The organism is Candidatus Accumulibacter sp. ACC007 (genome assembly GCF_907163205.1).
Classification (GTDB): Bacteria; Pseudomonadota; Gammaproteobacteria; order Burkholderiales; family Rhodocyclaceae; genus Accumulibacter; species Accumulibacter regalis.
The window spans coordinates 1,210,013-1,233,033 of record NZ_CAJQUD010000001.1 but is presented as its reverse complement, the minus strand read 5'-3'; the positions used below and the strand labels follow the sequence as shown (position 1 = coordinate 1,233,033).

22 protein-coding genes and 2 pseudogenes are annotated in these 23,021 nt (G+C 63.8%); 21 read left to right on the top strand and 3 right to left on the bottom strand.

The genetic code is table 11. The features are described 5' to 3' along the window. Positions 1-3: 3 nt before the first annotated feature. The 5 genes and pseudogenes from QZ634_RS05305 to QZ634_RS21505 form a co-directional block, all read left to right on the top strand. Positions 4-462 carry a DUF3429 domain-containing protein gene (locus QZ634_RS05305; RefSeq protein ID WP_291986200.1) on the top strand — a complete coding sequence of 153 codons (459 nt, stop codon included), beginning with the start codon at positions 4-6 and terminating at the stop codon, positions 460-462. Positions 463-494: 32 nt separating this feature from the next. After that, entirely contained in the window at positions 495-923 is a 429-nt protein-coding gene (locus QZ634_RS05300; RefSeq protein ID WP_291986199.1) for a hypothetical protein, read from the top strand. Then, positions 913-2,262: an AarF/ABC1/UbiB kinase family protein gene (locus QZ634_RS05295; protein ID WP_291986197.1), complete on the top strand. Its 1,350-nt coding sequence runs from the start codon at positions 913-915 to the stop codon at positions 2,260-2,262. The genes QZ634_RS05300 and QZ634_RS05295 overlap by 11 nt, the downstream gene beginning before the upstream one ends. A 139-nt stretch (positions 2,263-2,401) precedes the next feature. Further along, positions 2,402-2,647 (top strand): annotated as a pseudogene (locus QZ634_RS05290) (CIA30 family protein); the annotation flags it as partial. 13 nt (positions 2,648-2,660) lie between these two features. Beyond that, positions 2,661-2,948, top strand: a pseudogene (locus tag QZ634_RS21505) (hypothetical protein); the annotation flags it as partial. A gap of 18 nt (positions 2,949-2,966) precedes the next feature. Here QZ634_RS21505 and QZ634_RS05280 read toward each other — a convergent pair. After that, positions 2,967-3,368, bottom strand: a complete 402-nt coding sequence (locus tag QZ634_RS05280; RefSeq protein WP_291988111.1) for a hypothetical protein — start codon at positions 3,366-3,368, stop codon at positions 2,967-2,969. Between the two features lie 1,132 nt (positions 3,369-4,500). Between QZ634_RS05280 and QZ634_RS05275 the strand changes: the two genes are divergently transcribed. The 14 genes from QZ634_RS05275 (at position 4,501) to QZ634_RS05210 (ending at position 16,670) form a co-directional block, all read left to right on the top strand. Next, entirely contained in the window at positions 4,501-6,078 is a 1,578-nt protein-coding gene (locus QZ634_RS05275) for a hypothetical protein (protein ID WP_291985071.1), read from the top strand. Between the two features lie 38 nt (positions 6,079-6,116). After that, positions 6,117-6,365: a transposase gene (locus QZ634_RS05270; RefSeq protein ID WP_291986195.1), complete on the top strand. Its 249-nt coding sequence runs from the start codon at positions 6,117-6,119 to the stop codon at positions 6,363-6,365. Positions 6,366-6,455: 90 nt separating this feature from the next. After that, positions 6,456-7,409 carry an IS1595 family transposase gene (locus QZ634_RS05265; protein WP_291986185.1) on the top strand — a complete coding sequence of 318 codons (954 nt, stop codon included), beginning with the start codon at positions 6,456-6,458 and terminating at the stop codon, positions 7,407-7,409. Positions 7,410-7,421: 12 nt separating this feature from the next. Beyond that, on the top strand, positions 7,422-8,276 hold the full coding sequence (locus QZ634_RS05260) for an IS4 family transposase (protein ID WP_291986193.1): 855 nt from the start codon (positions 7,422-7,424) through the stop codon (positions 8,274-8,276). Between the two features lie 38 nt (positions 8,277-8,314). Further along, positions 8,315-8,734, top strand: coding sequence for a hypothetical protein (locus QZ634_RS05255; RefSeq protein ID WP_291986191.1), 420 nt, complete (start codon positions 8,315-8,317; stop codon positions 8,732-8,734). Next, on the top strand, positions 8,731-9,078 hold the full coding sequence (gene tnpB, locus QZ634_RS05250) for an IS66 family insertion sequence element accessory protein TnpB (RefSeq protein ID WP_291985032.1): 348 nt from the start codon (positions 8,731-8,733) through the stop codon (positions 9,076-9,078). Before QZ634_RS05255 ends, tnpB begins: the two co-directional genes overlap by 4 nt. A 39-nt stretch (positions 9,079-9,117) precedes the next feature. Continuing rightward, positions 9,118-9,996, top strand: coding sequence for a Druantia anti-phage system protein DruA (locus QZ634_RS05245; protein ID WP_291986189.1), 879 nt, complete (start codon positions 9,118-9,120; stop codon positions 9,994-9,996). Beyond that, positions 9,993-11,429 (top strand): transposase, encoded by a 1,437-nt coding sequence (locus QZ634_RS05240; protein ID WP_291986187.1) that lies wholly within the window; start codon positions 9,993-9,995, stop codon positions 11,427-11,429. The genes QZ634_RS05245 and QZ634_RS05240 overlap by 4 nt, the downstream gene beginning before the upstream one ends. Before the next feature lie 86 nt (positions 11,430-11,515). After that, complete coding sequence (locus tag QZ634_RS05235; protein WP_291986185.1) at positions 11,516-12,469, top strand: IS1595 family transposase; 954 nt, start codon at positions 11,516-11,518, stop codon at positions 12,467-12,469. Positions 12,470-12,643: 174 nt separating this feature from the next. Continuing rightward, a complete protein-coding gene (locus tag QZ634_RS05230) occupies positions 12,644-13,879 on the top strand; it encodes a tyrosine-type recombinase/integrase (protein WP_291986000.1) in 1,236 nt (411 codons plus the stop codon). After that, positions 13,876-14,823, top strand: a complete 948-nt coding sequence (locus tag QZ634_RS05225) for a tyrosine-type recombinase/integrase (RefSeq protein ID WP_291986002.1) — start codon at positions 13,876-13,878, stop codon at positions 14,821-14,823. Before QZ634_RS05230 ends, QZ634_RS05225 begins: the two co-directional genes overlap by 4 nt. Further along, positions 14,820-15,815, top strand: coding sequence for a tyrosine-type recombinase/integrase (locus tag QZ634_RS05220; RefSeq protein WP_291986183.1), 996 nt, complete (start codon positions 14,820-14,822; stop codon positions 15,813-15,815). The genes QZ634_RS05225 and QZ634_RS05220 overlap by 4 nt, the downstream gene beginning before the upstream one ends. A gap of 142 nt (positions 15,816-15,957) precedes the next feature. Further along, complete coding sequence (locus tag QZ634_RS05215) at positions 15,958-16,185, top strand: hypothetical protein (protein WP_291986181.1); 228 nt, start codon at positions 15,958-15,960, stop codon at positions 16,183-16,185. Positions 16,186-16,319: 134 nt separating this feature from the next. After that, complete coding sequence (locus QZ634_RS05210) at positions 16,320-16,670, top strand: topoisomerase DNA-binding C4 zinc finger domain-containing protein (RefSeq protein ID WP_291986179.1); 351 nt, start codon at positions 16,320-16,322, stop codon at positions 16,668-16,670. A 656-nt stretch (positions 16,671-17,326) separates the two neighbouring features. On the opposite strand, the gene QZ634_RS05205 is transcribed toward QZ634_RS05210, so the two are convergent. Beyond that, positions 17,327-18,226 carry a LysR family transcriptional regulator gene (locus QZ634_RS05205; RefSeq protein ID WP_291986177.1) on the bottom strand — a complete coding sequence of 300 codons (900 nt, stop codon included), beginning with the start codon at positions 18,224-18,226 and terminating at the stop codon, positions 17,327-17,329. A gap of 106 nt (positions 18,227-18,332) precedes the next feature. Between QZ634_RS05205 and QZ634_RS05200 the strand changes: the two genes are divergently transcribed. Next, positions 18,333-18,794 (top strand): DoxX family protein, encoded by a 462-nt coding sequence (locus QZ634_RS05200; RefSeq protein ID WP_291986175.1) that lies wholly within the window; start codon positions 18,333-18,335, stop codon positions 18,792-18,794. 40 nt (positions 18,795-18,834) lie between these two features. After that, on the top strand, positions 18,835-19,650 hold the full coding sequence (locus QZ634_RS05195) for a class III extradiol ring-cleavage dioxygenase (RefSeq protein ID WP_291986174.1): 816 nt from the start codon (positions 18,835-18,837) through the stop codon (positions 19,648-19,650). Between the two features lie 204 nt (positions 19,651-19,854). On the opposite strand, the gene QZ634_RS05190 is transcribed toward QZ634_RS05195, so the two are convergent. Then, positions 19,855-23,016: an efflux RND transporter permease subunit gene (locus QZ634_RS05190; RefSeq protein WP_291986173.1), complete on the bottom strand. Its 3,162-nt coding sequence runs from the start codon at positions 23,014-23,016 to the stop codon at positions 19,855-19,857. Positions 23,017-23,021 lie beyond the last annotated feature (5 nt).

The window sequence follows — 23,021 nt, the reverse complement described above, 5'->3', positions numbered from 1 at the left end:
GCGATGGACCACTCACTGCCCAATCCCATGCCGCGCAGCGTTGCCTGGCTCGGTTACGGAGGACTGCTGCCGTTTCTCGTCCTGGCCCCCGCCAGCCTCGTCGACCCGCACCACGCAAAGCTCTGGAGCGATGCGCTGTTTGCCTACGGTGCGGTGATCCTGACTTTCGTCGGCGCCCTGCATTGGGGATTCGCCATGGCTTTGACGGATCTGAGCGCAAGTCAGCGGACGTGGTGCTTCGTCTGGAGTGTCGTCCCGGCGCTTATCGCCTGGTCGGCATCTCTGTTCTCGCCGATGCTGGCGAGTATTCTTTTGGTGACCGGGTTTCTGGCCCACTACTGGCAGGATAGATTTCTGATCGCCGCCAGCCGTTTGCCGGCCTGGTACCTGCCGTTGCGCTTCCGGCTGACTAGCGTGGCCTGCCTTTGCCTGACCGCCGGAGCTTTCGCTGACAGCTGGTAATCGTTCAAGACCCATCGCGCAAAGGAGCCACGATGAACGCCTTCAACAGACTTCCGGGATTCGTGCCAACGCCGGCTGGTCGGGAGCGCGACGTGCTCCGTCTATTACCCCGCGTGCTCGTTTTCGGAACGCTGCTTCTGGCCCTGCCGTCGCTTGCGGCGAGGATTGTTCTCGGCGAAGGGGATGCAGTGGAAGCCTCCACTCGCCTCCAGATGGTCGACATCCTTGCGCTCGGTATCGTGCTCCTGCACTGGACGGCGGTGCTCACGGTAGCGATTGCTGCATTCATCGTCATGGTGATGAAAGGTCCCGCTTATGTGGCGGATGCCTATCCGCTGGAGGATTCGGAAACCCCGGATTCTCCCGACGGCCCGCCCGCCGACTTCGTGCTGAAGGGTCGTTCGCCAAGTGTTCCGGGCTACGGTCGGATGAGATGGAAATCGAGGCCACATGGTCGATGATGAGCGAAGCAAACGCGACGCAAGCACCTCGGCCGTTCCCCGGGGACGCTGGTCCAGGATTGCCCGGCTGGGTGTTCTTGCCGGCGGTGTTGCCGGCAGTATGCTGGCAGAAGGCACGCGGCAGTTAGCCCGAGGCAAGCATCCGCGAATTGGCGACTTGCTGCTGACGCCTGAGAACGCCTACCGCGTTGCCGATCAGCTTGCCCGCTTGCGCGGTGCAGCGATGAAGTTTGGGCAATTGCTGTCCATGGATGCAGGCGAACTCTTGCCGCCCGAGTTTGGCGATATCCTCGCCAGCTTGCGCGCGGACGCCAAAGCCATGCCGATGAGCCAGCTGGTGAGTGTACTCGATGCCAACTGGGGAAAGGGCTGGGACCGTCATTTCCGGCAATTCTCCTTCACTCCGGTGGCGGCGGCATCGATTGGGCAGGTCCACCTGGCGGAAACGAAGGACGGACGGCGCGTGGCCATCAAAGTCCAGTACCCCGGCATCCGCCGGAGTATCGACAGCGACATCGACAATGTCGCGACCTTGCTGCGCGTTTCGGGCCTGCTGCCGCGCGGCCTCGAGGTCGGGCCACTGCTACTGGAGGCGAAACGTCAGCTGCACGCCGAAGCGGATTATCTCGGCGAGGCGGCCTTGCTCAGCCGCTACGCTGGACTGCTTGCCGACGCGCCCGAGTTCATGCTGCCCGAGGTGCACGCCGACCTGACAACGGAGAGGGTCCTGGTCATGTCGGCTATGGGCGGCGTGCCGGTCGAATCCTTGCTGCATGCCCCGCAAGCAGAGCGCGACCGTGTGGCAGGACTGCTGTTCAGGCTGTTTTTCCGGGAGATCTTCGAGTTCCGATTGATCCAGAGCGACCCCAATTTTGCCAACTACCGCTACGACAGTGCCAGCCGCCGATTGATTCTGCTCGACTTTGGCGCCACCCGCTGCTATCCGGCAGCCATCGTTGACGCCTATCGCCGGCTGATGGGAAGTGCCATCGTTGGAGAGCGGCAGGAAATGAGCGTGGCCGCCAGCGCCATCGGGTATTTCCGGGCCGACATCGGGGAGCGGCAGCGGCAACTCGTCCTGGATGTCTTCATGCACGCCTGCGAACCCTTGCGCTATGCCGGTGCCTACGATTTCGGCAACTCGGATCTGCCAGCGCGAATCCGTGACGCCGGTCTGGCATTGAGCAGCGAAAGGGATTCCTGGCATACGCCGCCGGCGGACGCCCTGTTCTTGCACCGCAAGGCGGGCGGCCTCTATCTGCTGGCGGCCAAATTGAAGGCGAGGGTGGATATCCGCGCCTTGTTCCTGCTTTACGTGTCGGGTCAGGCGCCGCCATGAGCCGGCAGCGAGATGCCGGATGGTCAAGTCTGCCCTCCGATCGTCGCCGTGCGTCCGTTCGCGCGCCGGCAATAGCGGACGTTAGCGTGGGCCGCTCAGCCTATTTGCTCATCGTGCGCGGTGACGGCGAACGCTACAAGTCAGCATCCGGGCCGGTGCCGAGTTCGACGGGATCACTTATCAGGCGGCTTTGCAGCCACCGGTTGGCAACTGGACCATGATAGGACCGGCCGCCGCCGATTTTTTCCCGACCTGGCGAGGACGCGTCGTCGACTACCTGCCATCGCTTGAGCCATCATGCGCACAACAGGTGGGCCTGCTGGTCGCCGATCGACAAATGGGTCCGTTCAAGCTCGACCTGCGCGCGATCGAACTTGTCGGCTGAAGGAAGGAGGAAAATGCGCAAACTGATCATCCTTGCCCTTATGGCCATCTCATGGTCCTTTCCGGCGCGGGCCGATGACCCGGCTGTGCCGCTCGGCGAACTTGCCAAGCCGGGCCGTGTGCTTATGCTGCGGCATGCACACGCGCCGGGGTTCGGCGATCCGCCGAATTTCGTCATCGGCGATTGTTCCACCCAGCGCAATCTTGATGCCAGCGGCCGGGCTCAGGCACGACGCTTGGGCACTCGCCTGCGTGCGGTTGGCCTGACCAATGCGAGGGTCTTTTCAAGCCAATGGTGCCGCGCGCTGGAAACGGCCCGCCTACTGAACTTTGGGCCGGTAGAGTCCTTGCCGGCGCTGAATTCCTTTTTTGGACGGCCAGACGATCGCCAAACGACTCTCGACGCCTTGCGAGCGTTTCTCGCCAGCTTGCCCGTCGATGGCCAGCCGGTGATTCTGGTCACTCATCAAGTGGTGGTGAACGCCTTCACCGAGGCAGCGCCGCCTGCCGGTGGCGGCAGCGTTTTTCAGATAAATGGATCCCGGACGCCAGTATGGCTCGGCGTCATCCCCATCGAGGCAAGAGAAGGTGCATAAGCATGACCTCCACTCGTCGAGATGATCAGCCCAGTGGTGCATCATGCTTCTGCGCTCGTCGAGGTACTCTGCTTGTTGGGTGTAGGCGCCGAGCACCGCAGAGCCTTCTTTGTGCGCTGCGGTCATTGGGAGAATGCGCCTTCAGCGCCAGCTGTCCTCCGCATTGCCGCCGTTCGCCCGGGTTCGCCGAAGCCGTCCGGGCCGGCGACCCCGGGCGACCGCTTCCTGAAGAACGCTCTCGCTCTTTCCTTTGGCGACCGTTAGGTAGGTATCGATGCGTCATCACGGGCTCACTGCCGGTCCTCTCTTTGATTCCCGCCTGCTCGGGGTACGTCCCCGACGCTTTGACCACCGCACTCACCACCGACGGCTCCGTCGGGGTAGGGCAAATTGCGCCCGCTGCATGAAGTAGCACGGCAATAGGGGAGTTCGCGGCAAAAATGCCGAAAACAGCCATATCGAATATTGGATTTTACTAATCGTTGACCAGCGCCCCTCTTTCGTACAGTTTCAACGCAGACCTCCGGGGCATCCTAACCTCCTGTCTGCGCGGCTGCGGCACAGCTTGCAATGGCCATCCTTAAGGTGAGAACCGGGAGACAAGTACAATGGAACTAAAGAGCGGGCTCTGCCAAATGGTTTCCCAGGGAGCGGGGAGTTACAAGTTCCTGGACGGCGGTGCCAACAACGGATCAGCCTATATGTCGAACGATAGTAAGAAGCGAGGGACATTCTGGCTCGTGCGACCTCAGATCCATGAAGGATTCCCCACAGGTATTTGGATGTTCGAGCAGCCCTCGCCAGAAGGGCAACTAAGCGATTCCATTTCCGGCAGCGGTGTTTACCTGGTGACGCGTATGGAAAGTTTCGATTGGTACCCGAACCCCCAGCCTTACATCGCGATGGGCGACGACGTTGCGAACGCCCACTGGATGGCCGAAACGTACAATTCCGCGCCAGGATGCTTTAATTTCCGGAGTCAAGGTTACCTAAATGGGAATCCGGGGGACAGTACGCCTTGGCGCATCTCGTTATACACAACTCAATCAGCATAACTTGGCCGCCCGATATGCCCCGGGCAAATAGTTGACGGATTTTGTCTGGTATACCCATTGCTTTCCCTTTCCCATTTTCTTAGCGCGGCCGTTGGCCGCAACCAAAAGGAGGTGTCGCCCCCGATACCGCCGGATTTAATTTGCGAGGACAATATCCTCAACCCCACGTAGGAGGTAGACCACCGCACGGCAAGCGAGGCGACATGGACATTTTCCTCAAGAAGCACGAAGAGTCAATCCTGGGTGTGGTCGAAGGGTTCGACCGGATCATCTTCAAGGGCTACCTGACCTCGATGTTTCCGGATGGTGCGTTTGGCCGCTACCTGTCCAAGCGAGGCGTGCTGCTCAAGGATGCCGGGAAGTTCTTCGAAAGCGAAACCGAAACGCTCATCCAACACGCCAAGACGACCGCCGAAGAGGCGGGGCGTCCCTACCACTTTCTCGTCTCCGCGCACACGCACGCCAGCGGTCGATCGAAGGAAGCGATGGCCCGAGCCATCGCCGAGCAGGACGGCATCAGCGAAGGCCTGGTCTGCATCTTCTCGGTTCTCGAACCGTGCGTCTCGTTCGCCGTTGCCGGCAATCGCAAGACACAACGTCTGGAAGTCGTCCGGCGCAATCGCCGCTGCCTGCACCTGTACTGGTATCTGATCGACCCGGTTTTTGGCTGGATGCACGTGCGTATCCAGACCTGGGCGCCGTACGCCATTCAGATTTACGTCAATGGCCGCGAGTGGCTGTGTCGGCAACTGCCGCAAGTGGGTGTGGCCTTCGAGCGTAGCGACAACAAGATTCTCTGGGTGTCGGATTTCGAGGCCACGGCGGCACTCGCCGAGCAGTTCAATCACACCGACTGGCCGGCGTTCCTGATTCGCCAGGTGGCCCGCGTCAATCCGCTCTTGCCGGCCATCGCCGCGGCGAAGTTCGACGGCTACTGGTTCGGCATCGACCAGGCAGAAGTGGCCACCGATATCCTGTTCAAGTCCAGAGCCGATCTCGAACGGATCCACCAGCACCTCGTCCATGCCGCCATCACCGGCTTCGGCGCCACTGACGTCATGCGCTTTCTTGGCCAAAAACCTCATCACCTCTTCACGGGCGAAGTCGTGATCGACAGCAAGAAGCGGCCTGAAGGTTGCCGGATCAAGTTCCGTATCCGACGCAACTCCGTCAAACTTTACGATCATCTCAACGTCTTGAGAATCGAGACCACCCTCAACAATCCGGCAGAGTTCAAAATCCTCACCTCGTCCGAAAATGCCGAGGGTCAGGTCGTCTGCCGGTGGTCGCCGATGCGCAAAGGGGTCTCGAATTTCTGGCGCTACGCCGAAGTCGCTCACGGTGCCAACTCGCGCCTGATCGACGCCTTGGCCAATGCTCCCCTTCAAGGTCAGGCGATCGAGGCTATCGATCGCCTGTGCCGGTCACAGAGCAAGGCCGGTCGGCATGTCGCCGCTTTCAACCCGGTCACCGCGGAGAACGTCGCTCTGTTCACCTCGCTGCTGGCCGGCGAGTTCGCCATCAATGGCTTCCGCAACCGCGATCTCCAGGCCAAGCTTTACTCCGCCCCTCCCAACAACACGGCCGAAGGCAAGCGGCGCACGCATCGAACCAGCCGCCTGATCGCTAAACTGCGCGGCCATGGCTTGATCGCCAAGGTCACCAACTCTCGCCTCTACCGCGTCACGCAAAACGGCGTCAAAGCAATGTGGGCCGCCGTCCGCTGCCGCCGTATCGACTTTCCAGCCGCTTTCAACATGTCAGAATCATTCGCGCAATAGAGACAATTCCTGCGGGGGAATTTCATAGGGATCGGGCGATGGCAAACTGGGCGGGAGACGAATTTGGCGGGGCTGAACTGGGGGACGGACGTGTGAGGCTGAGGCTGATCAAACTGGCGACACGCTTTGCAGAGCAGCCGACGGCGAGCATACCGGGCGCCTGTGGCGATTGGGCGGAGACGGTGGCGGCGTACCGCTTCTTCGATCAGGCCCGCGCTGGCAAGCGCGGGTTGAACTGGCAATCGATCCTGCAACCGCACATGGATTGCACTCAAGGACGCACCTGATTAGCAATGAACCTCAGCCGTACGTGTTCCCAGAGCCCAGAGGTGGCATATACTGTACGCACGTACAGTTACCGCCCCGAGGAGCTCACCATGCCGATGAATCGAATTCAGTTCCAGCCAGGCTTGTCGATGCCTGAATTTTTTGGACGATATGGGTCCGAGCCCCAGTGCGAAGCGGCGCTTGAGTCTGCTCGCTGGCCCGAGGGCTTCCGCTGCCCTTGCTGTGGTACGTCGGCGTATTGCGGTCTTCGCGGTGCGAACCGCAAGATGTTCCAGTGCAAGGCCTGCCGCCATCAAACCTCGCTGATTGCTGGCACGATCTTTCAGGGCACCAAGCTTGGGCTGACGGTCTGGTTCCTTGCCATCTACCTGATCAGTCAGGCCAAGACCGGGTTGTCGGCACTCGCGCTTAAACGCCAGCTGGGGGTGAGTTATCGAACGGCGTGGCTCATTGACCACAAGCTGATGCACGCCATGGCCGCGCGCGAAGAACGCTACGTTCTCGAAGGTCAGGTCCAGGTCGATGATGCCTACCTCGGCGGCGAGCGTAGCGGCGGCAAGGCCGGTCGCGGCTCCGAGAACAAGGTTCCGTTCGTGGCCGCCGTCTCGCTCAGCGATGAGGGCCATCCCTTGCGCGTTAAGCTCTCGCCGGTGCCCGGTTTCACCCTCAAGGCGATTGCGGCGTGGGCCAGAACGAACCTGGCCGTGGGCAGCACCGTCTGTTCCGACGGGCTGTCCTGTTTCAGCGCGGTCACCGAGGCCGGCTGTGTGCATCAGCGCACCGTCGTCGCGGGGCGAAAGCCGAAAGACTTGCCCGAGTTCCAGTGGGTCAACACCGTCCTCGGTAACCTCAAGACCAGTTTGAGTGGCAGCTACCATGCATTCGACTTCCGAAAGTATGCCGCTCGGTACTTGGCCGCATTCACCTACCGCTTCAACCGCCGATTCGATCTCAGAACGCTGCATCAGCGCTTGCTTGTCGCCGCAGCTCGCTGTGGTCCGCAACCGGAGGGCACGATTCGGATGGCTGAGGTTCATTGCTAATCAGGAGGGCGCATGGCACAACACCCGGTGGTGTTGTGCCTTCAGGACACCACCGAACTGGACTTCAACGGTCAGGAGATCGAAGGACTCGGGCCGCTCTCGTACGAAGCCCAGCGCGGCATGTATCTGCACCCGACCTATGCGGTGACCCCGGAACGCGAACCGCTCGGGGTGATCGACGCCTGGATGTGGGCGAGAGAAGCGAAAGCGGCCGACGGAAGCCGGCCGGGTATCAGCGAGAGCACGCGCTGGATTGAAGGCTACGAGCGGGTCGCCGAAACCGCGGCGGGGATGCCACAAACGCGATTGGTCTATGTGGCCGACCGCGAAGCGGACATCGTCGGCCTGATGCAGCGCGCCCAGGCGTTGGGGACGCCGGCCGACTGGCTGATTCGCGCCAAACACAACCGCTGTTTGCCGCAAGGCGGCAAACTGTGGGCGGCAACTCTTGCCGAATCGCCGCTCGGCGAGATCGAATTCACTCTGGCATCGCGGCACGGGCAGCCGAAACGGATCGTGCGCCAGCAGTTGCGAAGCCATGCGGTCGACCTCCCGGCTCCTGACACGGACGGCCGCCACGTCAGCGTGACCTGCCTGATCGCCACGGAAATCGGGGCGCCCGCCGGCTGCAAGCCGGTCGAATGGCGCTTGCTGACCAATCGTAAAGTCGCCGGTCTTGAGGCGGCCGTCGAGTTGATCGACTGGTATCGCTGCCGCTGGGAGATCGAAACCTTGTTCCATGTGCTCAAGAACGGTTGCCGGGTCGAGGCCTTGCAGCTGGGCAGCCAGAGCAAGCTGGAACTGGCGCTGGCCGTCTATCGTGTCCTTTCGGCAACGCTGCATGAAATCGCCGAGGCGGTCTGGTAGCGTGGTAGGCCCGTATTCACTGATCCAGAGGCCTCCCGATGGCGCCGTCCCTAACCGTGTCCGACCCCCAGCTGGCCGATGCCGCGGCCGCCCTTGCCGAATGGCGGAAGACCCGCCCGCGCAGTCCGCGTATCCCGGAAGACCTCTGGTCGCGAGCAATGGAACTCGCCGAGCGGCACGGCATCGCCAAGGTCGCCGTTGCTCTGAAACTCGACTACACCAGCCTGAAGCGCCGGCTGGCCAGCACAGTCACCGCCAAGCGACCCGCCGCCGGCGTGCGCTCATCGGCGCCCTCGGCGGAGTTCGTCGAACTCGACTTTGGCCTGCCGCTTGCCCCGTCTCCCTGCATCCTGGTCCTCTCTGACCGGCACGGCCGGGCGCTGCGTATCGAACTGCCGCGTGCGGCCAGCAGCGAGATCGCCGAGGTCGCGCGCAGCCTGTGGCAGACAAGGCCGTGATCGCGCTGAGCCCGCGCCTGCGCGTCTGGGTCGCCGCCGAGCCGGCCGACTTTCGCTGCGGCATCGACGGCCTGGCCCGGCGCGTGCGCCAGGTCCTGGCCGAAGACCCGTTCAGCGGCGCCCTGTTCGTCTTTCGCAACCGCCGGCACACGGCGGTCAAACTCCTGGTCTATGACGGTCAAGGCTTCTGGCTGTGTCAGAAGCGCTTGTCGCAGGGCCGCTTCCGCTGCTGGCCCAGGGAGTCGCCGGGGCAGGTGCTCGCCCCGCACGCCCTGGCGGTGCTGCTCTCGGGAGGCGATTACGCGGCGGCCGGGGGGATGCCGCCCTGGCGCGCGCTCGCCTGACGCTTGCGTTCCAGATGCAGAACCGGTATAACGGTCTGCGTGCCCACGATCCTTTCCTACCGTGGCCGCACGGTTACTACCGGCGACCTCGAAACCATCCGCGCGCTACTCAAAGCGCATCCCGACGCCAGCCGCCGGGCATTCTCGCAGCGCCTGTGCGAACACTGGGACTGGCGTCAGCCCAATGGCGCACTGCGCGACATGGTCTGCCGCAGCCTGCTGCTCGTCCTGCACCGGGCCGAGCACATCTGCTTGCCAGCGGTCCGCCAGCGCCCGCCGAATAACGCCATCGCCCGCCGCCGGCCGCCGCCGGTGACGGTGGACCGCTCGCCGCTGGAAGCGCGTCTCGACGCGTTGCGCCCCATCGAACTGATCACCGTTCGCCGCACGCCGCTGGAAGGACTCTTCGATCACCTGATCGCCGAGGCGCATTACCTCGGCCCGATGCAGGGCGTCGGCGAACAGCTCAAGTACCTGGCCTTCAGCCAAGGGCGGCCGCTCGCCTGTCTGGGCTTCACCTCGGCGCCGCGCCACCTCGCTCCGCGTGACCGCTTCATCGGCTGGTCGCCGGCCGTGCGCCGGGCGCATGTGCACGAGATCGCCTACCAGAGCCGCTTCCTCGTGGTGCCCTGGGTGCGGGTTCCGCATCTGGCCTCGCATCTCCTCGGCCGAGTCGCGCGGCGGATTGGCGCCGACTGGCAGACGCTCTATGGCCATCCGGTGCATTATCTGGAGAGCTTCGTCGATCCCGAGCGCTATGCGGGGACCTGTTACCGGGCCGCCAACTGGCAGGAACTGGGCCTGACCACCGGTCGCGGCAAGGACGACCTGAGCCATCGCCCGAACCGCTCCCGCAAGCAAGTCCTTGGTTACCCGCTGCACGCGGACTTCCGTCGCCGCCTCGGGGGGCTGGCATGAGCCGGCGCCGGCAGAAACCGCCCCGGCGGATCCAGATCCCGATTCAGGAGCTCAACGCCATTGTCGAGCGCACCCGCGACGGCGCGTTGCCCGAGGCCGAGCAGGCCACCCTCAAGGCCGCGGTGGACACCCTCGCGCGGGTGACCGCCGAGCTTGAGTCGACGCAGACCACGCTGGCACGGGTGCAGCGGATTGTCTTCGGCTCGCCGAGCGAGCGCACGGCCGCGGTTCTCGGGGAAGAGAAGACGGGCGAGCGTCCGCCGGCTGCGGCCGGCGAAACGGACTCCGGTGGTGCGCCGACAGGCACGGCCGATCCGGACCCGCGGCGCGAGAAGAAGAAGCGCCCCGGGCACGGTCGCAACGGGGCCGAGGACTATCCCCGCGCGCCGCGCATCGCGGTTGCCCATGCGCGCTTGAAGCACGGCGATCCCTGCCCCGAGTCGGGTTGTGAGGGCCGCTTGTACGGGCAACGACGCGAGCCGGCGCTGCTGGTTCGCGTGACCGGGGTGGCGCCCCTGGCGGCGCAGGTCTATGAACTGGAACGGCTGCGTTGCGGACTCTGTGGCACGGTGTTCACTGCCGAGCCACCGGCAGGGGTCGGCGAGGCGAAATACGACGAGACCGCCGCGGCGATGATCGCGCTCCTGAAGTACGGCTGCGGTTTGCCGTTCCACCGTATCCAGCGGCTCGAGAAGGCGCTGGCCATCCCGTTGCCGGCGGCGACCCAGTGGGAGGTCGTGCAGCAGGCGGCGGCACGTCTGACGCCGGCCTTTGCGGAACTGGCCGAGCAGGCGGCCGAGGGGTCGGTGCTCTACAACGACGATACGACGATGCGCATCCTGAACTTTACCCAGGAGGCACGCACCGAGGCGCTGCCGCCGGGCGCCCGCGCGGATCGCACCGGGGTGTTCACTTCCGGGCTGGTCGCCGAGACGGCACACGGCCCGATCGCGTTGTTCAAGACCGGGCCCTGCCATGCCGGCGAACACCTCGCCGAGGTGCTCGACCGCCGTGAGGCGCCGGACCCGCCGATCCAGATGTCCGATGGCTTGTCTCGCAACAAGCCGGGCGATCATCCGACCCAGGCCGCTTCTTGTCTTCCGCATGCGCGACGCAAGTACGTCGACGTGGCCAATGCCTTTCCCGACGAAGTCGCCTTCGTCCTCAAGACGCTACGCGAGGTCTTCCGCACCGACCAGCAGGCGCGGCGGAAAGGTCTTTCGCCGCCGGATCGCCTGCTCCTGCACCAGCAGGAGAGCGCCCCGCGCATGAAGGCGCTCGAGGACTGGATGACCAGGCAGTTCGCGGAGCACCTCGTGGAGCCTCACTCGGGGCTCGGGCAGGCAATCTCGTACATGCAGAACCACTGGCAGAAGCTGACGCTCTTCCTGCGCGTGGCGGGCGCCCCGATTGACAACAATGTTCCTGATTAGCAATGAACCTCAGCCGTACGTGTTCCCAGAGCCCAGAGGTGGCATATACTGTACGCACGTACAGTTACCGCCCCGAGGAGCTCACCATGCCGATGAATCGAATTCAGTTCCAGCCAGGCTTGTCGATGCCTGAATTTTTTGGACGATATGGGTCCGAGCCCCAGTGCGAAGCGGCGCTTGAGTCTGCTCGCTGGCCCGAGGGCTTCCGCTGCCCTTGCTGTGGTACGTCGGCGTATTGCGGTCTTCGCGGTGCGAACCGCAAGATGTTCCAGTGCAAGGCCTGCCGCCATCAAACCTCGCTGATTGCTGGCACGATCTTTCAGGGCACCAAGCTTGGGCTGACGGTCTGGTTCCTTGCCATCTACCTGATCAGTCAGGCCAAGACCGGGTTGTCGGCACTCGCGCTTAAACGCCAGCTGGGGGTGAGTTATCGAACGGCGTGGCTCATTGACCACAAGCTGATGCACGCCATGGCCGCGCGCGAAGAACGCTACGTTCTCGAAGGTCAGGTCCAGGTCGATGATGCCTACCTCGGCGGCGAGCGTAGCGGCGGCAAGGCCGGTCGCGGCTCCGAGAACAAGGTTCCGTTCGTGGCCGCCGTCTCACTCAGCGATGAGGGCCATCCCTTGCGCGTTAAGCTCTCGCCGGTGCCCGGTTTCACCCTCAAGGCGATTGCGGCGTGGGCCAGAACGAACCTGGCCGTGGGCAGCACCGTCTGTTCCGACGGGCTGTCCTGTTTCAGCGCGGTCACCGAGGCCGGCTGTGTGCATCAGCGCACCGTCGTCGCGGGGCGAAAGCCGAAAGACTTGCCCGAGTTCCAGTGGGTCAACACCGTCCTCGGTAACCTCAAGACCAGTTTGAGTGGCAGCTACCATGCATTCGACTTCCGAAAGTATGCCGCTCGGTACTTGGCCGCATTCACCTACCGCTTCAACCGCCGATTCGATCTCAGAACGCTGCATCAGCGCTTGCTTGTCGCCGCAGCTCGCTGTGGTCCGCAACCGGAGGGCACGATTCGGATGGCTGAGGTTCATTGCTAATCAGGACAATGTTTGTCATGCCGCGCGCGGCATGACAAACATTATGCCGACTGCCGGATTATGCCGCGCAGGTGGGTTAAGGCGCGCTTGCAGCAAGGTTCGTTGGGTTGCTGACACGGCATAATCCGTGAGATCTCCTGAGGCTGGCAATGATGCCAGACAAGGAGAGATCACATGACGACAGATGGATTGGAAGGCGGCATGCCACTGGGGCTGCCTGCTTCCCACATTGAAGCTTTTCTGGAAGACCTTCGCGGCGCGGGCTACGCGGAACGGACGATTCGCAAGAAGCGATCGGTAGTGACAGCCTTCACCCGGTGGACAAAGCGCGAGCGCATCGCCCTGGATCGTCTTGGTGACAGCGACATGGCCGCATTCGTGAAACGCTCGTCGGAAACACCGGCGGAGCGCGTTCAGTTTGAAATGGCTGCTTTGCGGCCTCTGCTTGAGTACCTGCGTGCCAAGAGCGTGGTGGTTTTGCCCCTGACACCGATCGACGCATCACCGGCTGACGAACTCAATAAGCGGTACCTGGACTACTTGCGCCACGATCGCGGACTGGCGGAGAACTCGCTTCGCGTGTACGGCCCTCTGGTTCGTGATTTCCTTGCCAGCCAGATGGCCGGAGGTAGCGGTTTATCTCCCGGCTCGTTCGACGCGCTGACGATCCGGCGCTATCTCCTGGCGCGTAGCGTCGATCGCTCAGCCGAGTATTCTCGGCTGCTGGCGACGGCGCTGCGATCACTTTGCCACTTCCTCTTCCTTCGTGGCGATACGCTCGTTGACCTTGCCGTTTCGGTTCCGCCGGTGCGCACATGGCGCCAGTCTTCATTGCCCGCGTTGCTCTCCCCCGAAGAAGTCGAGCGTGTTCTCGACTCTACCGATCGTTCGACATCGCGTGGGTGCCGTGACTACGCGATCCTGCTCTTGCTCGCTCGACTGGGTTTGCGAGCGGGAGAGATCGCCTCGCTGGAACTCGGCGATCTCCTTTGGCGATCAGGGGAGATCGTCGTTCACGGCAAGGGCCGGATGGTAGAACATTTGCCGCTGCTGTCCGATGTTGGCGAGGCGCTGGCTGGCTACCTCCGCGAAGCCCGCGCCAGCGCATCGCGCCGCGTCTTTGTGCGCCTGCTGGCGCCACGTGTCGGGCTGGCGGGCCCGGCGGCGATCGACCATATCGTACGCCTGGCCTTCAGGCGTGCCGGGGTATGCCCGGCGAGCCGTGGCGCTGCGCACCTGTTCCGGCACAGCCTGGCCACCCGAATGATTCGCCACGGCGCGTCCATGGCGGAGATCGGCGAGGTCCTGCGGCATCGCTCGCCAAACAGTACCGCGATCTATGCGAAAGTGTCTTTCGAGGCGCTACGGGGTGTCGCCAGACCCTGGCCGGTAACGGGAGGTACGCGATGAGCGCCCTTCGCGAAGCCCTCATCCAGTATGTGGCCGTGCGCCGCGCCCTCGGTACGAAGTTTCGAGAACCGGCGGTGACACTCGACCATTTTGTCGATTTCCTCGAACGCGAGGCCGCTGAGTTCATCACCACCGAGCTTGCCCTGCGCTGGGCGATCGAACCGGAACAGGTTCAACGTGCCACCTGGGCACGGCGTCTTGGCCTGGCGAGAGGATTCGCTGGCTGGCTCAGCGCCGTCGATTCGCGAACCGAGGTTCCGCCACGGCGCATTCTCGACGCGCGTCGGCGTCGCACAGCGCCGCACATTTATACCGACCAGCAAATCGAACGGCTCATCGCCGAGGCCTCTCAATTGCCTTCGCCCACAGGATTGCGGGCACTGACTTATTCGACGCTCATTGGGCTTCTCGCCGCGACCGGCCTGCGGCCCGGTGAGGCGCTCGCACTCGACCGCTCTGACGTCGATCTCGCCAATGGGATCCTTTCGATCCGACAGACGAAGTTCGGAAAGTCCCGCTTTGTTCCAGTTGAGGACTCGACGCGCGGGGCCCTTGAGCATTATGCACAACGACGGGACGAGCTCTGTTCACACCGACGTAGCGAGGCATTTCTCGTGAGCGAGAAGGGTATTCGCCTAGCCGGTTTTGCGGCCCGTCGTACCTTTGCCAAGATATCTTGCGCGCTCGGCCTTCGCCCGCAGGCCGAGCGTCGGCGTATCGGTCGTGGGCCGCGGCTGCAGGATTTCAGGCACAGCTTTGCCACGGGAAGGCTGGTCGAATGGTATCGGGCGGGGCTGGACATCAAGCAAGAGTTGCCCAAGCTCGCCACCTACCTTGGTCACGTCGATGTCGGCCTTACCTATTGGTATATCGAGGCCGTCCCGGAACTTCTCCAACTGGCCAGCGACTACCCTTGCGTGCAGCTTCCCGGGGGCGAGCCATGAACGCTGCCGGCACGGCCAGCCTCCTGCAACGGTTCTTCACTGACCGCTTGCGCGAGCAGCAAGGGGTCAGCGCACACACGGTGGCGAGTTACCGCGACACCTTCCGCCTGCTGCTGCGTTTCGCCGCGCAGCAGCTCAAGCGGGGGCCTTGCGAATTGCGCATGGAAGACCTCGACGCTCCTTTCCTGGAGACGTTCCTTCGCCACCTCGAACGGGAGCGCGCCAACTCTGCACGCACGCGCAACGCCCGTTTGTCCGCACTGCATGCCTTCTTTCGCTTCGTCGCGATCAATGAACCTGCGCTTTCCCTCCAGTGCCAGCGCATTCTTGCGATCCCCGTGAAACGCTATGAGCGTGCTTCGGTGGCGTTTCTCACCGAGGAAGAGGTCGCGGCTCTCCTGGCCGCGCCTGACCCAGGCACATGGATCGGCGCACGGGACCGGGCGTTGCTGCTCATCGCCGTTCAGACCGGTTTGCGCAATAGCGAGCTCACGTCGCTTCGCCGCCGGGACGTTGAACTCGGCACCGGCGCGCACGTTCGTTGCCTCGGCAAAGGCCGGAAGATGCGCTGTACGCCGCTACGACCAGACGTCGCTGCGATCCTCAACGAATGGTTATCGCGTCAGCACGCAGAACCCGATGATCCGCTCTTCCCCAGTTTGCGCGGCGGCCGTTTGAGCGCCGACGCCTTGCAGCAACTCGTATCGCGGCATGCGGCTACCGCGCGTCAGGCCTGCCCCTCGCTGGCGACGAAGTCCGTGACACCGCACACGCTACGTCACTCGGCAGCCATGGACATGCTCCGGCGCGGCGTAGACACAAGCGTGATCGCCCTCTGGCTCGGCCACGAATCACCGGAGACCACCCAGATTTACTTGCATGCCGACATGCAGCTCAAGCAACGCGCTCTCGCATCTGCCACCGCCAGTGGCCTTGCGCCGGCGCGCTACCAACCCGCCGACCCCTTGCTCGCCTTCCTCGAGAGCCTGTGATTATGCCGACAACTTCGGCGACCGACATCCGCGCCCCGCCGCAAGGGCGTCAGTGAGCAACCCGCACGCGGCATAATCCGGCAGTCGGCATAATGTTTGCGAGAGAATCCTCAAGAAGGCGATCCTGCATCGGAAGAACGCGTTGTTCTATCGGACCTTGAACGGTGCGCGGGTCGGCGATCTGTTCATGAGCCTGATTCATACCGCGGAACTGCACGAGATCGAGCCGTTTGACTACCTCGTCACCCTGCAGCGCCATGTGGCGACCGTTGCGCTCGATCCGTCGGCGTGGATGCCTTGGAACTACACCGAGGCGCTGGCCCACGCCGAGGCTGAAGCCGCCAACGAGGCTGAAGCGCTGCCAGACTGAAGTCGCACAGCGGCAGGGTCTCGCCGCTCTTCTTGCTCGCCCGAGCATCCTCCAGGAGCTAGATCGCCACCGCGTTGCGGCGGCATGTGTAGGGTTGCGGGGGGTTTGCAGCGTTGCCGAAAGCACACGGTGTGATGGCATCGCAGGGCGCGACCGGAGGATTCGTTGTCACTTCGGGCACCTTCAGTGCAGATGCACGCTCGTTCGTGGCAGGGAAGAACATCGAGCTCATCGACGGGCCGGCGCTCAAAGCGATGATCGAACGAGTCCGAGCGGCCCGACCTGAGATGACAGTGTCGACCGAACGAGTACCGGCCAGCGTGCAGGCATCCGCAGCGACCGCCACGTCGGCAGCAGAGCCGAGCTGTCCCCGGTGTGGCGGCAGGATGCTGAAGCGGATTGCGAAACAGGGACCGAACGCGGGAGGTGCGTTCTGGGGATGCACGGCTTTTCCGAAGTGCCGCGGGATCAAGGCAATCGAGTAGCGTGTTTCGGGAGGGCGTGGATGCACATCTCCGAGGCACTTCAGTGCCAGACTCGACTTGGGCTGAAGCTGACTCAGCCAGGCAGCGGACGTCTGCTGCAGCTTTTTGCGCAAAATCAGGGCTCTTGGCTTCTGTCCCCAGAACCTGTGGGTAGCGCTGTGCGGAAGCGGTGGACAAGCTGTGGAAATCTACCCTGGACCGGCCTCCGCCAAGCGAAACTCTCCGCCGATCAAGAATTAGGCGTTGCCGGCAAGCAGTGAGACGGCGCGTCGGGTTGGTCGGGAAGCGTGGACGACGTCCTTGGCCAACGCTCGAAGGCTTACCGGACACCAGAACCGGTAGGGCGCAGGCGGCAAATCGGGCTTTTTCGGGGCTGCTCATCGCACCGCCACCGACCAGCAGCACTAGGTCGGCGCTCGCGTCTCCCTTGCGTAGCGTCTGCTCCCGACCTTCTCTGCCGACGTTGCCCCCGAAATCCTGCGTGATCAGGCGAACAGCTTCATCAAGGGTCAGCGACGCCGCCAGGCCGGTACCCCACGACTGGCGCCGAAGCTCACCATTGCTGATCAGGACCCAGTCGACCGAGAAAAATCCGGGCGGTTAGCTCCCCTGGATCTGCGCCATGGCCGTTCCACACACGCGAATTCTCACAGGCACTATGCCGGCCAGGCCTGCATCCGGAAAGCGTCGGCAAGAAAGTCGATCAGCAGGCGGACCTTGGGTGCGACGAACTTGCGCGAGGGGTACACCGCGTACACGCCGAGTTCGAGCGAACGGTAGGCCGGCAACAGCTCGACCAGGGTTCCGGCGATCAGATCCTGGCCGATGAGGAACGACGGCTGCAGCACGACGCCCTGATGGCGCAGCGCCGCGACCCGGCAGGTGTCGCCATTGTTGGTGCGCAGGCGCGGCGACACCTTTACCGAGACCATTCCTTCTGGCCCGGTGAACGCCCAGTTGTCGCCCATCGAGAACAGGCTGTACGCCAACACCTCGTGCTGCGCCAGTTCGGACGGATGTGCCGGCGTGCCGTGATTGCGCAGGTAGGTGGGGGACGCACACAACACCAGGCGCGTCGACGTGAGCTGGCGGCTGATCAGCGTCGAGTTGGGCAGGCGCGCGATGCGCACCGCCATGTCGAAACCTTCCTCGACCAGGTCCACCACGCGGTCGGCCAGCGTCACGTCCAGCGTTACTTTCGGGTGCAGGGCCATGAACTCGACCCACAGCGGCGCGAGGTGCAAGCGGCCGAAGGTGAAGGGTACGTTGATGCGCAGAATTCCCGTGGCCTCGCCGCTGACCGAGGTGATCTCGGCTTCTGCCTCTTCGACGCCGGCGAGCAGTTCCGCGCAACGCGCGTGGAAGACCTCGCCCTCCGCGGTCAGCGACAACTTGCGGGTCGTGCGGTGCATCAAGCGCACTCCCAGTCGCGACTCCAGATCCGCCACATGGCGCGACACCGCCGCCTTGGACATCGCCAGCGCGTCGGCCGCGCCGACAAAGCTGCCGGCGTCGATTACCGCAACGAAAACCCGCATGGCTTCGAATCGGTCCATTTGTCTCAATATACGGAACAGTTAATCACATTCAAGCATGTTTATCCATCCAGGCGCAACTTCTACAATGCGCTCATCGATTCACAACCCATGTCCGGAGTACACCATGACCACAGCCAACACCACTTCCCCCCTGCAACGCGTCCTCGGCACCCACGCCGGCTGGGGCGCGCTGGCCCTGCGCATTCCCGTGGGTATCATCTTCGCCACCCACGGCGCTCAAAAGCTGTTCGGCGCCTTTGGCGGCTACGGCCTCGAAGGCACCGGCCAGTTCATGGCCTCGCTCGGCCTGACGCCGGGATACCTGATGGCCTTGCTGGCGGGCGGTGCCGAGTTCTTCGGCGGTCTGGCGCTGATCGTCGGACTGCTCGTCCGTCCTGCCGCAGCGGCACTGGCGTTCGCCATGCTGGTGGCGATCTTCAGCGTGCATATCGACAAGGGACTGTTCATGGCCAACAACGGCTACGAATTCGCCCTGGCACTGCTGGCCGCATCGGTATCGCTGTTGATCAGCGGCGCGGGTCGACTGTCGGTCGATGCCGTGCTGGCCGCGCGCGGCGCGCGCTGAACAGAGCCGCCCGAACATTGGCCCGACCAGAACCGACGCCATGAACCGCCTACCCAGCGTGTTCGTCTCGCACGGCGCACCCAGCTTCGCCATCGAGCCCGGCTTGGCCGGGCCGCGATTGGCGGCCCTGGGCCGCGAACTGCCCACGCCCCGCGCGGTGCTGATTGTGTCGCCGCACTGGATGACGCCCCGTCCGCAGGTTGGGATGGTCGAACGGCCCAGGACGATCCACGACTTCGGTGGCTTCGACCCGGCGCTGTACGAGATCGACTACCCGGTGGACGGCCACCCGCAGCTGGCGCGTCGCGCGCTCGACGTACTGCAGGAAGCTGGCTGGTCGCCGCGGCCGGACGGGATCCGCGGGCTGGACCACGGCGCCTGGGTGCCGATGTTGTACCTCTACCCCGAGGCCAACGTGCCGGTCTTCCAGGTCTCGCTGCCGTCACGGCTGGACGCGGAATCTGCCTGGGCCTTCGGGCAGGCGCTCGCGCCGCTTGCCGACGACGGCGTGTTGATCGTCGGTTCGGGCAGCCTGACGCACAACCTCTACGAGTTCCGCGGTCATCACAGCCACAACGAGGCCTACGCAACCGAGTTCGCCGCCTGGGTTCGCGACGCCGTCGTCAGCGGCGACAGCACGCGGCTGCGCCAGACCCTTGCCTTGGCCCCGCATGCCCAACGCGCGCACCCGACCGCCGAACATTTCTGGCCACTGCTGGTGGCAGCCGGCGCGGCTGCCGCGTCGTTACCGGCGACGGTGATCGAAGGCGGAATCACGCACGGCGTGCTGGCGATGAACAGCTTTGTCTTCGGAAGTGCCGGCCGTGAAGGCCATGGTGACAAGTCGATCGTGTAGCGTTGCACGCCGTGTGGAGCTCATGAATTCCAGCCAGGTGAACGACCGTCCACTTCGCGGAAGTCCTGCGTCGCCTTTAGGTCGCCAAGCGACCGCCAGTCGCTGCTGCGTTGCATCGGCAGCCATGTTGGCGCGCTGGCCGTTTTCGCCAACAGAGAGCCAAAGGCTTGGCGTGCTCTGCGCTCCGTTTTCTGAAGCGACCCCTTATTTCTTGACCTCCGTGGACGCCGCGACCACGACCTCCGGGGCTGCCGTCTTGTCCTTGAACAGTCGTTTGATGAGCACATAGAACATCGGGACGAAGAAGAGGCCGAGGGCGGTGGCCGAGATCGTTCCGCCGAGTACGCCGGTGCCGATCGCGTTCTGACTGCCGGAGCCGGCGCCGGTGCTGATGGCCAGTGGCAGCACGCCGAGTCCGAAGGCCAGCGAGGTCATCAGGATCGGGCGCAGTCGCATGCGTACCGCGCTCAGCGTGGCGCTGACCACATCGTGACCGGCGTCGACCTGGGCCTTGGCGAATTCGACAATCAGAATCGCGTTCTTCGACGACAGGCCGATGGTCGCCAGCAGGCCGACCTGGAAGTAGACGTCGTTGGACAGGCCGCGACCGCTTGCGGCCAGCAGCGCACCGATCACGCCCAGCGGCACCACCAGCATCACCGCAAACGGTACCGACCAGCTCTCGTAAAGCGCTGCCAGGCAGAGGAACACGACCAGCAGCGACAAGGCATACAGCGCCGGCGCCTGTGCCCCCGAGCGGCGCTCCTCGTAGGAGGTGCCCGACCATTCATAGCCAATGCCGGGCGGCAGCTTGGCGATGAGCTCCTGAACGGCATTCATCGCGTCACCCGACGAGAGGGCGGGCGCTGCCTGGCCGAGCAGTTCGATCGACGGCTGACCGTTGAAGCGCTCGAGAAGCGGCGAGCCAAAGCCCCATTTGGCTGTGGTGAAGGCCGAGAAGGGCACCATTTCGCCTCTTGCGTTGCGCACGTACCATTTCTGGAGGTCATCGGGAGTCATGCGGGCAGCGGCCTCGGCCTGAAGATAGACCTTCTTGATTCGCCCACGGTCCATGAAGTCGTTAACGTAACTGCCACCCCAGGCCGTGGACAGCGTGTCGTTGATGTTCGCCACGCTCACCCCGAGGGCGCCGGCCTTGGCATGATCGATTTCGAGCTGGTACTCGGGCATGTCCTCCTGGCCATTCGGGCGTACGCCGATCAGCCGCTTGTCCTCTCTTGCCATGCCCAGGAACTGGTTGCGTGCGGCCACCAGGGCATCGTGGCCGAGGCCGCTGCGGTCCTGTAGCTGGACGCTGAAACCGTTCGAGGTACCCAACTCGATCACCGCCGGTGGAACGAAAGCGAAGACCATCGCTTCGCGAATCTTCGAGAATGCGGCCATCGCGCGTCCGGCGATCGCCTTGACGCTCATGCCCGGTCCCTGCCGCTCGCTCCAGTCGCGCATGTTGATGAAGCCGATGCCCATGTTCTGGCCGCGGCCGCCGAAGCTGAAGCCGGCGACGGTGAAGATCGAAGCCGCCGTGTCCTTTTCGTCGTCGAGGAAATGGCGCTCGACTTTCTTGAGGACCTCGATGGTGCGCTCCTGGGTGGCGCCTGCAGGAAGCATGACCTGGGTGAACATCACGCCCTGATCCTCTTCCGGCAGGAAGGAAGTCGGCATGCGCACGAAGAGAAAGCCGAGCGCCACCACGATCAGCGCGTAGACGACCAGGTAGCGCCCGCTGCCCCGAAGGATGCGTCCGACCGCTGATTCGTAACGCCCGGTGTTACGTTCGAACATGCCGTTGAACCAGCCGAAGAAGCCGCTGAACCAGCCACCCTCGCTGTGACTCTGGCCCTTGGCCACCGGCTTCAGCATGGTGACGCAAAGCGCCGGGGTGAACACCAGGGCGATGAGCACCGACAGGGCCATCGCGGCGACGATGGTGATCGAGAACTGGCGGTAGATGACGCCGGTCGAGCCGCCGAAGAAGGCCATCGGAACGAATACCGCCGACAGCACCAGACCGATGCCGACCAGCGCGCCGGTGATCTGGCCCATCGACTTGCGGGTCGCATCGCGCGCCGAGAGGCCTTCCTCGCTCATTACCCGCTCGACGTTCTCGACGACCACGATGGCGTCGTCCACCAGCAGGCCGATGGCCAGCACGGTGCCGAACATGGTCAGGGTGTTGATCGAAAAACCGAAGGCCGCCATCACCCCGAAGGTGCCGAGCAGCACCACCGGCACGGCGATGGTTGGGATCAGGGTGGCGCGAAAGTTCTGCAGGAACAGGAACATCACCAGGAACACCAGGACGATGGCCTCGAGCAGGGTCTTGACCACTTCCTCGATGGAGATCTTCACGAAGGGCGTGGTGTCGTAAGGGATGACCACGTCGACGCCGGCCGGGAAATAGCGCTTCATCTCGGCGAGCGCGGCACGCACCGCGGTGGCGGTCTTCAGGGCATTGGCGCCGGCGGCCAACTTGACGCCGATACCCGCCGCTGGCTGGCCGTTATAGCGCGCGACGGTGCTGTAGTCCTGGGCGCCGATTTCGATCCGCGCCACATCCCCGAGTCGTACTTCGCCGCCCTGGCTGGAACTGCGCAGCAGGATGTTCTCGAACTCCCCGACGGTCTGCAGGCGACTCTGGGCGGTGATCGAGGCAGTGAAACCCTGCCCGGGCAGCGACGGCGTTCCGCCGAGCTGGCCGGCCGAGACCTGCGTGTTCTGCGCCTCGATCGCCGTCTGGATGTCGGCCGGCGTCAGCCGGTAGTTGTTCAACCTGGCGGGATCGATCCAGACCCGCATGGCGTACTGCGATCCGAAAATCTGCACCTCGCCGACACCGGTGACGCGCGACAGCGGATCCTGCACCGACGAGACAATGAAGTCCGCCAGGTCGACGTTGTCGAGCGTGCCCTGTTTCGACACGAAACCGATCACCATCAGGAAGTTGCGCGCCGACTTGGCGACCTGCACGCCCTGTTGCTGTACCGCCTGCGGCAATAGTGGCAGCGCAAGTTGCAGCTTGTTCTGCACCTGCACCTGGGCAATATCCGGATCGGTGGCGGCATCGAAGGTCAGGGTGATCGCGGCGCGACCGAAGGAGTCGCTCGACGAGTTGATGTAGAGCAGGCCGTCGAGACCGGTCAGCTTCTGCTCGATGATCTGGGTGACGGATTCCTCAACCGCCTTCGCCGAGGCGCCCGGATAGCTGGTGTTGATCACCACGGCGGGTGGGGCTATCGACGGATACTGCGAAACCGGCAATTGCAGGATGGACAGTGCGCCCGCGAGCATGATGACGATGGCGATGACCCAGGCGAAGATCGGCCGGTCGATGAAGAAATTGACCACGCTTC

Coding starts and splice junctions, on each gene's coding strand:
- QZ634_RS05280 (WP_291988111.1), bottom strand. CDS start 3,368: ATGACCGCAGCGCACAAAGAAGGCTCTGCGGTGCTCGGCGCCTACACC.
- QZ634_RS05240 (WP_291986187.1), top strand. CDS start 9,993: ATGAGCCGGCGCCGGCAGAAACCGCCCCGGCGGATCCAGATCCCGATT.
- QZ634_RS05205 (WP_291986177.1), bottom strand. CDS start 18,226: ATGGACCGATTCGAAGCCATGCGGGTTTTCGTTGCGGTAATCGACGCC.
- QZ634_RS05200 (WP_291986175.1), top strand. CDS start 18,333: ATGACCACAGCCAACACCACTTCCCCCCTGCAACGCGTCCTCGGCACC.
- QZ634_RS05225 (WP_291986002.1), top strand. CDS start 13,876: ATGAGCGCCCTTCGCGAAGCCCTCATCCAGTATGTGGCCGTGCGCCGC.
- QZ634_RS05255 (WP_291986191.1), top strand. CDS start 8,315: ATGGCGCCGTCCCTAACCGTGTCCGACCCCCAGCTGGCCGATGCCGCG.
- QZ634_RS05295 (WP_291986197.1), top strand. CDS start 913: ATGGTCGATGATGAGCGAAGCAAACGCGACGCAAGCACCTCGGCCGTT.
- QZ634_RS05305 (WP_291986200.1), top strand. CDS start 4: ATGGACCACTCACTGCCCAATCCCATGCCGCGCAGCGTTGCCTGGCTC.
- QZ634_RS05210 (WP_291986179.1), top strand. CDS start 16,320: ATGGCATCGCAGGGCGCGACCGGAGGATTCGTTGTCACTTCGGGCACC.
- QZ634_RS05265 (WP_291986185.1), top strand. CDS start 6,456: ATGCCGATGAATCGAATTCAGTTCCAGCCAGGCTTGTCGATGCCTGAA.
- QZ634_RS05235 (WP_291986185.1), top strand. CDS start 11,516: ATGCCGATGAATCGAATTCAGTTCCAGCCAGGCTTGTCGATGCCTGAA.
- QZ634_RS05300 (WP_291986199.1), top strand. CDS start 495: ATGAACGCCTTCAACAGACTTCCGGGATTCGTGCCAACGCCGGCTGGT.
- QZ634_RS05195 (WP_291986174.1), top strand. CDS start 18,835: ATGAACCGCCTACCCAGCGTGTTCGTCTCGCACGGCGCACCCAGCTTC.
- QZ634_RS05275 (WP_291985071.1), top strand. CDS start 4,501: ATGGACATTTTCCTCAAGAAGCACGAAGAGTCAATCCTGGGTGTGGTC.
- QZ634_RS05220 (WP_291986183.1), top strand. CDS start 14,820: ATGAACGCTGCCGGCACGGCCAGCCTCCTGCAACGGTTCTTCACTGAC.
- QZ634_RS05230 (WP_291986000.1), top strand. CDS start 12,644: ATGACGACAGATGGATTGGAAGGCGGCATGCCACTGGGGCTGCCTGCT.
- QZ634_RS05270 (WP_291986195.1), top strand. CDS start 6,117: ATGGCAAACTGGGCGGGAGACGAATTTGGCGGGGCTGAACTGGGGGAC.
- QZ634_RS05260 (WP_291986193.1), top strand. CDS start 7,422: ATGGCACAACACCCGGTGGTGTTGTGCCTTCAGGACACCACCGAACTG.